Here is a 13,598-nt window from a genome sequence, read left to right on the forward strand (position 1 = left end):
ACATAATAAGTATGGAAGGGCATTTGTCTCGGTCTAATCCATCTTCTTTAACAACATATGCAAAATGCCTAAAATGTTGATTAAAAATGAAGAGGTTGAGACAAAAGAGTTATGAAGAAGGGAAAATCAACATTGAAAATCACCGTTTCAACAATATACTACACTTCCCCCAGGTACAGCTTTAGCTAACTTTGCAAACCCATTTGGTAAAGTCAATCTTCAGGTCGTGTGAGTTTCGAAGATCAGGATGATCAAGTGTCGGCGTTGGTCACAGCAACCTTCGTATTTTGCCTGATTTAGCTTGTTTCGGATCCTCATTCTCTCTATTTCGTTTTGTTCTAACCATTTATCCCGAGTCAGCTTGCTCACCCATCAACTAAATTATAAATACTAACTTTTCTGACCGATCAGCTGTTAAGTTATCGTTTTTGCAACATTCGATTAAGTGCTTTTTTTGCGTCTCGGGCAATCTCGTTGGACACACTAATCTGATTAGTATTTTTACCTTCACTTACTTCTTCCAATGCCCACGTTAAATGGGGTAAATCAATACGATTCATCGTTAAGCACGGACACATAAACGGATTGAGTGAAATAATCTGTTTATCTGGATGATTGTGGATTAAGCGATTAACTAAGTTCATTTCGGTACCGATTGCCCACTTGCTACCTGTTGGTGCTTTTTCAATTGTTTCGATAATATATTTCGTTGAACCGGCAAGATCTGCCTGTTGCACGACCTCATACTTGCATTCTGGATGAACAATTATATGCATATTGGGATAATTTTTGCGTACTTGCTCGATATTTTTGGTAGTAAAATTTTCATGTACGGAACAATGTCCTTTCCATAAAATGACACGTAGATGTTCTTCTGAATCACCCTCATATTCTAGTTTTCTGGCAACTGGGTCCCAAACTGCCATTTGTTCTAACGGGATGCCTAATTCTACGGCAGTGTTTCGTCCTAGATGCTGATCAGGTAAAAATAGTATACGCTGTTTTTGTTCGAATGCCCATCGTACCATTTGTTTCGCATTTGATGAGGTAACTGTCGCTCCACCACGTTGTCCAACAAAGGCTTTAATTGCTGCGGTTGAATTAACATACGTTAAAGGGAGAATAGTATCCCCAAACAGGACCGTTAATTCCCTCCATGCCTCCTCTGTCTGTTTATCATCTGCCATATCTGCCATTGAACAACCTGCACGCATATCTGGCAAGATTACTTTTTGATAGTCAGCTGTTAATATATCAGCTGTTTCTGCCATAAAATGAACACCACAAAAAACAATATATTTCGCCTTTTGCTTAGCTGAAACTTGGGCCAATTGCAATGAATCTCCACTTGCATCAGCGAATTGGATTACTTCATCCTTTTGATAGTGATGACCTGGAATAAATAAGTCTTCGCCCATTTGTTGTTTAATCTTTTTTATTCTTTCCAACATCTCTTCATTACTCATATGCTGATACTTTTCTGGCAATTGTTGATGTGCCGTAAATAATGTTGCTAGGTTCATTTTGCTCCCCCCATAATGTTAAAGCTAATATCTAACGCTTGCGCTGAATGGGTAATAAACCCGAGTGAAATCGCATTTACACTGGTATTCTTAAAATGGTGAATGTTATCAACTGTGATATTCCCCGAAGCTTCTGTCATGATGTAATCCGGCACTAGATCGATTACCTCTTTTATTTCTAGCGGTGACATATTATCGAACATAATAACATCGACACCTGCAGTAATCGCTTCTTGTAACTGCTGTTTGTTTTCGATTTCTACTTCGATTTTTACCATATGCCCTGTCATTGTTCTGATTTTATGGACGGCTTCGGTGATCGATCCTACTGCTGCTATGTGGTTGTCCTTTAACATCACCGCATCATCAAGTCCAAAACGGTGATTCACTCCACCACCACAACGAACAGCATATTTTTCCAACATACGTAATCCTGGTGTCGTTTTACGTGTATCGGTTACTTGTATCTGATCATTATCTAATTGACGGATTGTTTGAGCAGTTATAGTCGCAATACCACTTAATCGTTGAAGAAGATTTAAAATAACCCGCTCTGAAGTTAATAAAATAGCATATGGGCCCGTTACTTTTGCAATGACATCTCCTCGCTTTACTTGTTGACCATCTTTTATGTTGAGGTCCAATTTTATTTTTTTATCAAATAGCTGATAAGCTTGTTCTAAGATTACTTCACCTGCAAAAACACCTTCTTGTTTTGCAATAAATTCTCCTATTCCATCAGGGCATGTCTGATCGAAAATATAATTACTTGTTATATCTCCGCTTCTGATATCTTCCTGAAAAAAATGCTTTAACTGTTCCTTTACATATAGTTTGTTCATACACTTACTCCTTGTTTTGTTAATTGAAAGGTAATAGATTTATTTTTCCAATAGGAGCTTTCATTTGGATAGTCGATTCGATAATGAGCTCCTCTACTTTCTGTTCGTTTGCTCGCTGCTTTAGTGACGAGCAGGGCTACTAGTAGATGGTGCTGTAGCTGAACTTGATTATGTGATAAACGATAAGTACTTAAATCCTCTTCCGAAAGAATCGTAAATTCCCCTAACCAATCCAGCATTGTTTTTAATCCTTTTTCATCTCTATTAATCCCTACATTATCTGTCATTTTTTTACGTAATTGCTTTAAATCCGGCTGTCGTATTGCTATTGGAAATGGTTGTCGCTCTGGAATTTTGTAAAAGGTAAGGCATGATTGTTCTTTTAAATATTCTGCTAACCTTGTGGCAAAAACCATTCCCTCTAATAATGAGTTACTCGCTAGTCGATTTGCTCCATGTACATGTGTACAAGCTACTTCACCAATCGCATATAGTCTAGGAATATTTGTCCTTCCCAATAAGTCTGTTTCTACACCACCCATCGAAAAGTGCGCACCTGGCTTTACTGGAATCATTCCTTGCTTCAGATCTATGTTATCCCTTTCACATATAGACGTAATAAAAGGAAATGTAGTCTGAAAGTTTTTGATATTACTAATATCTAAATATATTTGATTCCCTTTTGTTAACTCGGTCATCATGACCCGAGCTATAATGTCCCGAGGAGCAAGATTTTCCAATGGATGAACACCTTTCATAATCTCCCTGTAGTTCTGATCCACGAGAATCGCGCCTTCTCCCCGAACTGCCTCTGAAATCAAATCGTTGTAACTAGTCTGTGTTGCCAGCATTGTCGGGTGAAATTGAACAAATTCAAGGTCAGATACATGAGCACCAGCACGATAAGCTATTGCTATCCCGTCACCAGTAGTACTTGGATCGTTGGAAGTATTTTCATAAAGACTACCAAATCCTCCTGTTGCCAAAACTGTATGATCTGCAGAGAAATGGTGGTATTGATCTTGTTGATCAATAGTAGTGATCCCTTTACATTCTCCTCCTTCGACTATACAACCTACGGCAAGATGCCCTTCTTTAATAGTGATTTTCCCTTTTAGATAGTTTTGATAAAAGTTAATCAAGTATTTACCAGTTTGATCACCACCTGCATGAACAATTCTTCGCTCACTATGGGCCCCTTCACGTCCTAACATAAGTGCACCATGTTGATCACGATCAGCTGGAAAACCTTGGCCCAGAAGACCTCTTACTACTTTTTGCCCTTCCTTTACCAATATTTCGACGGCAATTCGGTGATTATGGAAGGCGCCCGCTTTTAATGTATCATCTACATGAAATTGCCATTGATCCTTTGGAGAAATAACAGCTGCTATTCCTCCTTGGGCACGGATAGAGTTACTATCTTGTGTTGAGTTCTTGGTAAGAATGGTGACCTCAGCATATCGCCATAATTTACTCGCTAACACATAAGCGGAAAGGCCTGATCCAATAATGACAATTTTTTGTCGTTGCAAATACAACACCACACTTTACATTTGTCTTTACAGATATCTTTACATATAATAAGTGATATGACAAGTACTTTTTATAAGAAAGGTTGATTCGATGGTTTATTGTGATTATGCTGCGACCACTCCCATGTCAAATTTAGCGTTGGACGTATATCGAAATGTGGCGAGCGATTATTTTGGAAATACTAGTAGCTTGCACGATATAGGCGGGAAAGCAAAAGATATATTAGAAAGTGCAAGAGAAATGATGGCAACATTTCTACATACGGAAGCAAGCCAAATTGTATTTACTAGTGGAGGAACGGAAAGTAACCTGTTAGCTATTGATACCCTATTAAGAGCTAGTAACATAAAAGGAAACAAGCATATCATTACAACGGAAGTAGAACACAGTTCACTCTATTACTATCTTAAAGAGTTAGCAAATCAAGCTGATTTCGAGGTAACTTTTTTATCAGTCAATTCCAATGGACAAATCGACCTTTCAGATCTCGAAAAGTCAATCCAGCCTAACACTTGCCTTGTATCTATTCAGCATGTTAATAATGAAACCGGCGTGATCCAGCCGGTAAAAGAAATTGGGGAGTTATTACAGGAGCACCATATACCTTTTCATAGTGATATGGTTCAAGCTTTTGGTAAAATAGATATACAGCATCTGCTACCATTTATTGACTGTATCACAATTTCGAGTCATAAAGTTTTTGGCCCTAAAGGAGTTGGCGCAATTTATTTTTCGAAAAGTTTAACATTAACACCACATCCTGTTTCCACTAATCACGAGTATGGATTAAGACCTGGGACAGTGAATGTTCCTGGGATAGCTGCATTTGCTGCAGCAGCTTCAGAATGTGTAAAACATATTACAACCAACCAAGAACACTTACAGTACATACGAAACCTTTTTATTCACAAATTAAGTGCTCATGACATTCCCTTACAGCCAATTGTCACTGATAACCAATGTCCAAGTATTATCGGTTGTATTAGTGATTTTGTACAAGGTGACTATGTCATGCTAGAATATAATCGACATGGCATAGCTATTTCAACTGGAAGTGCTTGTAGTATTGGGGCCACAGAATTTCCAAGATCCATTCAACCGTTTATTCGTGAATTTGAAGAAAGTAAACGATTTGTGCGGTTTTCTTTTAGTCATCACACTACGGAAAAAGATATTAATAAAATAGTGGAAGCATCGAACATCATATTTAACCAATTGAAAAGGGAGAGACAAAGCTATGAAGAAAAAATTAACTGGTAAAGCCAGGCGTGATAGTCTCCTAACCTGGCTACAAGAAAGTAATACACCTTTAACAGGAACGGAGCTGGCTGAGAAAGCGAATGTAAGTCGGCAAGTAATAGTTCAGGATATATCCTTGCTAAAGGCGCACAACCACCCAATTATCGCTACAAGTAATGGCTATTTATATATGAGAGCAGATAATACAAAAACAGAATTCCGACGTGTAATAGCTTGTAAACATCATGGCAAAGAAACAAAGGAAGAATTATACACGATAGTAGATCACGGGGTAACAGTAGAGGATGTTATCATTGAGCACCCTATTTATGGTGATTTGAAAGCATCCTTGATGGTAAGCAGTCGAGCTGATGCTGACCAGTTTGTTCACAAAATTCAAGAGAAGAACGCGCCATATTTACTGGAACTAACAGGAGGCATCCATAATCACACGATTGCTGCTACTGATGAATGGAAACTGGATCAAGCTTATGAAGCGTTAAAGGTTAAAGGGTTTATAGTCGAACAATAGTATTAAAAAGTACTAAGATAAAAGCAAAACGCTTGCGATTATACCGCAAGCGTTACGCCATTTCCACTGTGTACGTAATACGGATAACTTCCTAGTAATGATACTTTACAACCTAGAGATTCTATTTCAGTCATAGCATTTGGAATGAGAACGTCATCCATTTTTTGCTCAATGTCAATCAAGAAATAGTAATTTCCGAGCCCCGTTTTCATTGGACGTGACTCAATTTTTGATAAGTTCAAATTACGCCATGCAAATGCAGAAAGTACTTGATGCAACGCTCCAGGCTGATCAGATGGTAGAGTGACTGTTATTGTGGTTTTATAGCCTTTTTCCTCCAGTTTATTAGAAGTTAATTCTGTTTGTTTTTTATGCAACACTACAAAACGCGTATGATTATTATGAAAATCATGGATATCTTTTTTTACAATTGATAAACCATATTCTTTTGCAGCTAGATGATTAGCAATTGCTGCAATATTTTGCTCTGGGTGTTCACTGACAAATGCTGCTGCTGCACCAGTTGAAGTCACAGAATGTGTAGGTACGTTTGCTAATTCCTTACGTAAAAAGCTATGACATTGTGCAATAGCATGGGAATGAGAATAAACACCTTCTATTGCTGTTCTTTTATCAACATTATCAGGATGCACCATCAAATGCTGACGAATAGGTACAATCACTTCACTTACAATGTTGACATCCTCCGCTTGAATTAAATAGTCTAATGTTATGTTAACAGTACCTTCAATTGCATTTTCCAAAGGTAAAACAGCATATGTTACTTCATTATGAACTACCGCATCAATACATTCTGGGATTGTGTTATATGCTTTTTTAACTTCTCCATTAAACATGGTATCTACAGCAATTTTAGTGAAAGTTCCCTTTGGTCCTAAATAACCGATTGTTTCCTTCATATAGCTTGCTCCCCCTATGTTATGAAACACCTGAACTTAATATTTCTACCTGATTAACAAATTCAATCTGTTTTAATTGATGTAAAAGCTGATCAATCTCGATTATCATTCCATTCGTATTTAAAGATAAGGTTACGTTGGCTTTTCCTTGAATTGGTATTGTCTGATGAATGGTTAATATATTACATCCGGCCTGTGCGACAACTGATAATAACTGGGACAATACACCTGTTTGATCCTCCAAATGAAAAAACAGTGTGATCATCTGCTCTTTTACCATATGTTGAAACGGAAACACAGCATCACGATATTTGTAAAAGACACTTCGAGACAGGCCGACCTGACGTGTTGCCTCATGAATAGAATCAACTTTATGGGTTTCTAATAATTTTTTTGCTTCTAAGGTTTTTTTCATCCCATCCGGTAAAAAAGCTTCACTTACCAGATAGAATTTTTCATTTTTCGCAGACATCCACATTCCCCTTTTTATACGATAGGAAAAAATAAAATTATATGGATTATAGTATGAATCCTTTCCCAAAGGCACTTGGCGATAAGTTTAAATCTTTCTAGTCACCGGATGGTCTTGCTACTACGCATATTAACAATTATTCCATAAACTCGAATTCATAATCAAGCAGTCGGACTGTATCTCCATCTTTTGCCCCACGTTCTCTTAGTGCATCATCTACCCCCATTGCACGCAACTGTCTTGAAAAGCGTTGCACTGATTCGTCACGATTGAAGTCAGTCATTTTAAATAACTTCTCGATTTTTTGACCATATAGAACAAAGGCGCCATCAGGATCTCGGGTGATTGAGAAGGCTTTCTCCTCCTTTGTAAATCGGTAAATAACCCGGTCCTCACTATCTTCAAGTGGTTTATAATTTTTCGGAATTTCATCAAGTTTATTCGCTACGGCAAATAATAAATCTCGAATTCCTTCTTTGGTAACTGTTGAAATCGGGTAGATTGGATAGTCCTCTTCTAATTGTTCTTTAAAGAAGGCTAACTGTTCTTCTGCTTCAGGTACATCCATTTTGTTCGCAACGATCATCATCGGTCGCTCTAGTAATGTTGGATCATATTGCTCCAATTCTTTATTAATGGTAATAAAATCTTCGTAAGGATCTCTTCCTTCTGTTGCTGCCATATCCAATACATGTAAAATAACACGTGTACGTTCTACATGTCGCAAAAATTGATGACCAAGCCCAACACCTTGATGTGCACCTTCGATTAAACCTGGTAAATCTGCCAAGACAAAACTGCGTTGATCTGCTGTATCGACAACACCTAAATTAGGTTGTAAGGTCGTAAAATGATAATCAGCTATTTTCGGCCTTGCAGCACTAACAGTAGATAACAGTGTAGACTTTCCAACGCTTGGGAATCCTACTAAACCGACATCTGCAATTAATTTTAATTCAATTTGGATGTCACGTTCTACACCTGGCTCGCCGTTTTCTGCAATTTCTGGTGCAGGATTTCTTGCTGATGCAAATCGGATATTCCCCCTGCCACCACGGCCACCTTTCGCTATGACCGCTCGTTGTTTATGTTCTATCAAATCGGCAAGTACTTCACCTGTATTGACATCTCTTACTGTGGTACCTGGTGGAACTGCTAATACTAATGGTTCTGCATTTTTTCCATGCATCCCTTTCCCCATACCATTTTCACCGCGTTTTGCTTTAAAGTGCTTATTATAGCGAAAATCCATTAGCGTGTTTAAACCTTCGTCTACTTCAAAGATAACATCTCCACCATTTCCCCCATCACCACCTGCAGGGCCTCCCATTGGGACATATATCTCACGTCTGAACGCAACAATACCGTTACCTCCGTCACCGGCTTTCACATATACTTTGACCTGATCGACAAACATGTTGTCTCACCTTCTTTCGTTATTCATACCACTCTATTCGTAATAGATCTTCCGTTGCTACACTTTCAATAAAGGATAAAGCTTCTAAGTTTTCTTTAAGTGTATCAATCTCCATCCAATTTAAATCAAATGTTAAGTGAATATGTATAGTATGATTCACTTTTTTAAAAATAAGCGTACCTATATATTCTTCATATTCCTTCTGATAAGAAGGTAATATTTGAAATATTTTTTGTATTTTTGCAAGTAATGCTTCATCATCAATAATCACTGGTTGGTTGTCAACAAATGACTGAAAATGAAGCTGAAATGTTTCAGAACGCCAATTCAACTGATATAACCAAACCATTGTTTTCGGTATATTTAATCGATCCAAACCCCTTTCCTGATTGGATCTTTCTATGACTTCGTTTATTTTACTTTGTATTTTATCTAATTTCCCCATTTGAGCATAGCCCAAAATTAATTGCAGATCATTGAGCCAATCGTGACGATAATGTCTCAACATTTCGACTACATCTTGTTCTTTCAACACGTTCACCCCTCACACAATAAGCAAATTATAGCATAGAAATACAGAAGATTCATCCATATGTCGTTTATATCTATTAAAGCCATTACAAATAGACAACTACTGCGAACTAACAACAACTGTTCAGGATATGACTCTCTTCCAATCTTATTTTGGGTAATCCCGCATACCGCTATGATAAGATACCTCGCTTAACACATGCATGGCCTCAGGTGTCCGTAGCACCAGATGTATACTCCACTCCGTCTTAATGGAATTAAGCAAATCTCCAAAATCAGTTCGAAGTTTATCTATTTTTGCCGTTATAACTTCAAAAGAAAAGGCTCTAACCTTAAAAGATTAGAGCCTTTTTATTTCCTTATGCAGGATATACACTAACTTTTTTACGATCGCGTCCTAGGCGTTCGAATTTAACGACACCGTCTGCTTTAGCATATAGTGTGTCATCACCACCACGGCCTACGTTTACACCTGGGTAAACTTTTGTACCGCGTTGACGATAAAGGATGGAACCACCTGAAACGAATTGACCGTCTGCACGTTTAGCACCTAAACGTTTAGACTCAGAGTCACGACCGTTTTTCGTACTACCTACACCTTTTTTCGTTGCGAAAAACTGTAAATCTAGACGTAGCATGTTATTGCACCTCCTTATTTTTCAGAGATGGATATATACTGACCATAATCCCGCTCAACGGTTCGTAGAGAGACCACCATACCTTCCAATAGTAATGATACTTTATCTAACAGTTGATCATCTAATGAATGAGGAATAGTGACTTTCAGATAACCGCCCTCATCACCGGCCTGGTCAATGTCCAAATCAATCTCACATAACGTAAACACTGCATTGACAGAACCGAAAGAGATCGCAGATACAGCGGCACAAACTAAATCATGCCCATGTGGACCACTTCCCGCATGTCCAGTCAGTGTAAATGATTTAATATACGATTCTTCACGTTCAATTGTCACGTTAATCATACAAACAAACCTTACGCATTGATTTTTTCAATAGTAACTTTTGTGTATGGCTGACGGTGACCTTGTTTACGTGAATAGTTTTTCTTTGGCTTGTACTTAAATACAGTGATTTTCTTTTGACGTCCTTGCTTTTCTACTTTCGCAGTTACAGAAGCTCCGTCAACATATGGAGTACCAAATTTAGCTTCGTCTCCACCTACTGCAAGTACTTTATCAAATGTTACAGATTCACCAGCCTCAGCTGCTAGTTTTTCTATAAAAATTGATTGACCTTCTTCGACTTTTACTTGTTTTCCACCAGTTTCAATAATAGCGTACATTCTCTGCACCTCCTCATATGACTCAGACTCGCCATACAGGTAAGCTTACATAAGCTTTTAAAACCTGTTCTGTGCGGTTGTAGCAACGGGTGCTACATAAACAACAAAACGATCTTATCACATTTTACAGCATCTTGTCAATGACTATTTCCTTCTTATCTCCCATATACTGTTCAATTAATTCCCTACTGCCGGAACGGATTACCCGGTAATAAGGAACCGATTTATCTGTATAATAATACAACTCGATATGGACGGTTGATAGCCAATTATCATGAAGCGTTTCTTTAATAAAGGAATACAGGTCTGGATGAAGTGCAAGCAATAAACATTCCGTATTCCGGCTCCATTCCAGCAATTCACGTTCCAGTTGATATCCAATCGTCTCTACTGATAATACTGCTTCTCTACTTGCTCTTCTATCGGTTAAATGTTCTAATAGTCCAGTTCTTTCTCTTTTCCTCGTCATTTCTAATAACCCCAGCTGAGTAAAACCTAAAACCTCTGTTCGAATTGGATCTTTTTGTAATGCCTTCTTCATTTCTTTTATAATGACTGCTTCTTCTTTTTTAGCCATCTTCAAAAAATCAATGAGTATAATCCCTGAAATATTCCGTTTGCGAAGTTCTTCCACGCAATATTTTATTGACCTTTGATTAATACGAAACATTGTTTCCTGTTTGGCCTGTCGACTTTTAAACCGACTACTGTCAATATCGATCACTGTTAAAGTTTCTGTTTGTTCTACCGTAAGCGTAATGCCGTCCTGCTTACGAACCACCGGCTGAATAGCTTCTGTTAACCATCTGTTCACATCTTTACCTTCCATCTGATTAGCATCTTTCCTCACTCTCATCTTATCTGCTAAATGTGGAAAAGTTACCTTCATTTTTTGAAAGGCTTGAGGCTCATCAAACGTAATATCATCGAACAATTCTTTTTGATATTGATTTAACATTTGATCAGGAACCATTGGATATTTAAAAAGGAAATAGGGCGATTTATTTTGTGACGCTTCTCGTTGCAATTGTTGCCATTGTCTTCGACTAGCATCTAGTTCACTTCGTACCTCTTCTACTCCAGCGTTTGCTATCTCTGTTCGCAATATAACTCCTTCATTATCCATTAATTGATCGGAAAGGAACCTCTTCCATTTCTCTGTTACTGTCTCAGATAGTTTTTTAGAACTTGCTATATAATCACCATTTGGCAAATAAATGATTCGTTGCCCGCTAATCGTTATATTTGCAGTTAGTCGTGGCCCTTTATCCTGATAGGACTCTTTAATGACTTGGACGATAATACTTGCCCCATCAGTCAAATAAGACGCTAGCTTTTCATTTTTACTAATAAATGGGACTTCATTTTTGGGTAGAAAACCTACCTTCTGTTCCCCAATATCAATAAATGCTGCTTCAATACTTTCGTCAACATTTCGTACTTTCCCTTTATAGATCGATCCTAGATGGGCATCTTTGGATGGTCGATCTACAAATATATCCATACATTCCTTATCATCAAATAACAGTCCAATTTTTTCCGAGTATCTAGTGTAAAAATGTAACTTCTTCATCTTAATCCTCTTTCTATCCTTATCCAGTAAGTAAATGGCCCACACTCGAGTGGATTTTTTTCTGATCAAAATAGCTTCTTAAACAGTCACGTTCTGATAACCAATATGTTCTTCCATATTGATCATATACTTTGATACGATGATACGTATCTCTTTTAAATAAACGAAACAGCTCCAATAAACTAATGGAAGCAGGGACTTCAATCTCTATTTGTTTCCTATAATTAACACTCTTACTATATCGAGTCCATAAAAACCGCCACCATTTAAAATACCTTCGTTTCCATTCTAATCTATTTTCCCAAATTAAAAAAATCATAAGTAGTACAAAACTCAAAGAAAACAATGCTTGACTATAAACATAGATACTCAGAGAAACAACTGTTACTACTGATATGATAATCGTCCATTTATGAGAAGTTTGAAAAGAAAAAAACGATTCTAAACATAACTGGATAAGCTTTCCACCATCAAGTGGCCATATCGGTAATAAATTTCCCAGCAGTATAAATGTGTTATATTGATAGGCAAGCAGCAAGGTTGATTCAGGCAACAAGGCACTAATTTCAAGCAGGTAAATAACCATATAGATAACTATGTGTTGGAACGGACCAGCAATCGTTACTAGAAATTCTTCACGTATCGGCCTTGTCCCATACTCATCTGTTTCCATTACCCCACCAAAAACCCACAAAAAAATGCGCCGAATTCGCCACCTGAAAACGCGCGCGCTAATATAATGTCCCAATTCATGAATAGAAACGATGAAAAAAATGATAAAAAATTCAAGCAACATACCAGTAACAATAGCAACGAGTAAAAAGAAATATAGTATTGGGTGAATATGAATAGGCGGTAATTTAAAGTTGTTCATCAACATGTATCACCCGAATTGGATCTAAATATTCACGGTTTTTTTCAATTGCAAAATACATTGCTGTATTTGTTTCAGATGGTTCATAACTTCCAATTTTTTGATTTTCCCTAATTGATTGATAGGAATGAACGTCAATATTTGTTAAATTACCGTAAATTGACTTGCTGCGATCTGCGTGCTGAACAATCACGGTTTTACCAGTTCCACGATCATTACCGGCAAATAAAACAGTACCTGCGTCAACAGCAATTACCTCTGTTTCTTCAGCAGAGGAGATTAATATACCTTCACCATTTTCTTGAAAAGTCTGGTTGATTTGACCCGAGACAGGTAATGCAGTCGGCTCTATCTCCTCTTGACTACTAAGGTCGGCTTCTATTGCAAAGGGGGCACCAAACCTAGCTTGGTACCATGCATTTACACTTGCAAAAGGAAATTCTTCGGTCATTGCATAGCTGACCCAATTTCTTGGTTGCTCAAGCCATTTCTGATTAGAAGCCATGGAGAATACTGTAACAAAAAAAATAATGGCAGCAACCATACCTTTAACGAGAAATGGTTGTAGATATGGTTGATCGCTTTTATGAGGATAGCCTCCTGCAGTTGGCGAATATCCATGGCGTTCTTCATCTTCCAAATAAGCTTGATTTAAATAACTGTGATGTTTCACTTTTGGTGTACGAGATAAGTTAATTTTCTTTTGAGACTTCTTTCTTTTCGTAATATTTTGACGTATTTGTGATAGATTATCTTTTTTCATCAGCATCCATTCCTTTTTCCAACGTTTGTACAATATATGTGGACAACCATCAGATTATGAAAAAAGGAACG

Annotated in this window: 15 protein-coding genes and 1 other annotated feature; of the genes, 2 read left to right on the plus strand and 13 right to left on the minus strand. The window is 37.6% G+C overall.

The annotated features are described in order from the left end of the window. Positions 1 to 419: 419 nt before the first annotated feature. The 3 genes from nadA to nadB are packed head-to-tail and all read right to left on the minus strand — an operon-like array spanning position 420 to position 3,900. On the minus strand, positions 420 to 1,523 hold the full coding sequence (gene nadA / locus ACTNEP_RS06040) for a quinolinate synthase NadA (protein ID WP_441160846.1): 1,104 nt from the start codon (positions 1,521 to 1,523) through the stop codon (positions 420 to 422). Beyond that, entirely contained in the window at positions 1,520 to 2,365 is an 846-nt protein-coding gene (nadC, locus tag ACTNEP_RS06045; RefSeq protein ID WP_441160848.1) for a carboxylating nicotinate-nucleotide diphosphorylase, read from the minus strand. Before nadC ends, nadA begins: the two co-directional genes overlap by 4 nt. Continuing rightward, complete coding sequence (gene nadB / locus ACTNEP_RS06050; RefSeq protein WP_441160849.1) at positions 2,362 to 3,900, minus strand: L-aspartate oxidase; 1,539 nt, start codon at positions 3,898 to 3,900, stop codon at positions 2,362 to 2,364. Before nadB ends, nadC begins: the two co-directional genes overlap by 4 nt. A gap of 91 nt (positions 3,901 to 3,991) precedes the next feature. Here nadB and ACTNEP_RS06055 point away from each other — a divergent pair, with 91 nt between their 5' ends. Together ACTNEP_RS06055 and ACTNEP_RS06060 are read left to right on the plus strand one after the other, a co-directional pair. Then, the gene (locus ACTNEP_RS06055; protein ID WP_441160850.1) at positions 3,992 to 5,161 is read left to right on the plus strand and encodes an IscS subfamily cysteine desulfurase; all 1,170 of its coding nucleotides are present in this window, start codon (positions 3,992 to 3,994) and stop codon (positions 5,159 to 5,161) included. Next, positions 5,139 to 5,672 carry a transcription repressor NadR gene (locus ACTNEP_RS06060; protein WP_441160851.1) on the plus strand — a complete coding sequence of 178 codons (534 nt, stop codon included), beginning with the start codon at positions 5,139 to 5,141 and terminating at the stop codon, positions 5,670 to 5,672. The genes ACTNEP_RS06055 and ACTNEP_RS06060 overlap by 23 nt, the downstream gene beginning before the upstream one ends. A gap of 38 nt (positions 5,673 to 5,710) precedes the next feature. On the opposite strand, the gene pheA is transcribed toward ACTNEP_RS06060, so the two are convergent. From pheA to ACTNEP_RS06110, 10 genes are all read right to left on the minus strand, one after another. After that, complete coding sequence (gene pheA / locus ACTNEP_RS06065; RefSeq protein WP_441160852.1) at positions 5,711 to 6,592, minus strand: prephenate dehydratase; 882 nt, start codon at positions 6,590 to 6,592, stop codon at positions 5,711 to 5,713. Between the two features lie 19 nt (positions 6,593 to 6,611). After that, a complete protein-coding gene (locus ACTNEP_RS06070; RefSeq protein ID WP_441160853.1) occupies positions 6,612 to 7,064 on the minus strand; it encodes an ACT domain-containing protein in 453 nt (150 codons plus the stop codon). A 136-nt stretch (positions 7,065 to 7,200) separates the two neighbouring features. Continuing rightward, the gene (gene obgE / locus ACTNEP_RS06075) at positions 7,201 to 8,481 is read right to left on the minus strand and encodes a GTPase ObgE (protein ID WP_441160854.1); all 1,281 of its coding nucleotides are present in this window, start codon (positions 8,479 to 8,481) and stop codon (positions 7,201 to 7,203) included. Between the two features lie 19 nt (positions 8,482 to 8,500). Then, positions 8,501 to 9,013, minus strand: coding sequence for a Spo0B domain-containing protein (locus tag ACTNEP_RS06080; RefSeq protein ID WP_441160855.1), 513 nt, complete (start codon positions 9,011 to 9,013; stop codon positions 8,501 to 8,503). Positions 9,014 to 9,371: 358 nt separating this feature from the next. Continuing rightward, positions 9,372 to 9,650, minus strand: coding sequence for a 50S ribosomal protein L27 (gene rpmA, locus ACTNEP_RS06085; RefSeq protein WP_441160856.1), 279 nt, complete (start codon positions 9,648 to 9,650; stop codon positions 9,372 to 9,374). A 14-nt stretch (positions 9,651 to 9,664) separates the two neighbouring features. After that, positions 9,665 to 9,997, minus strand: coding sequence for a ribosomal-processing cysteine protease Prp (locus ACTNEP_RS06090; protein WP_441160858.1), 333 nt, complete (start codon positions 9,995 to 9,997; stop codon positions 9,665 to 9,667). 11 nt (positions 9,998 to 10,008) lie between these two features. Further along, a complete protein-coding gene (gene rplU, locus ACTNEP_RS06095) occupies positions 10,009 to 10,317 on the minus strand; it encodes a 50S ribosomal protein L21 (RefSeq protein WP_441160859.1) in 309 nt (102 codons plus the stop codon). Between the two features lie 14 nt (positions 10,318 to 10,331). Next, positions 10,332 to 10,406 (minus strand) — a sequence feature (ribosomal protein L21 leader region). Between the two features lie 35 nt (positions 10,407 to 10,441). Then, positions 10,442 to 11,890: a ribonuclease E/G gene (locus tag ACTNEP_RS06100; protein WP_441160860.1), complete on the minus strand. Its 1,449-nt coding sequence runs from the start codon at positions 11,888 to 11,890 to the stop codon at positions 10,442 to 10,444. Positions 11,891 to 11,909: 19 nt separating this feature from the next. Continuing rightward, entirely contained in the window at positions 11,910 to 12,764 is an 855-nt protein-coding gene (locus ACTNEP_RS06105) for a site-2 protease family protein (RefSeq protein ID WP_441160861.1), read from the minus strand. Beyond that, the gene (locus ACTNEP_RS06110; RefSeq protein WP_441160862.1) at positions 12,751 to 13,527 is read right to left on the minus strand and encodes a peptidoglycan DD-metalloendopeptidase family protein; all 777 of its coding nucleotides are present in this window, start codon (positions 13,525 to 13,527) and stop codon (positions 12,751 to 12,753) included. Before ACTNEP_RS06110 ends, ACTNEP_RS06105 begins: the two co-directional genes overlap by 14 nt. Positions 13,528 to 13,598: the final 71 nt, after the last annotated feature.

This window comes from Gracilibacillus sp. HCP3S3_G5_2 (assembly GCF_052063305.1).
In the GTDB taxonomy this organism is placed as follows: Bacteria; Bacillota; Bacilli; order Bacillales; family Amphibacillaceae; genus Gracilibacillus.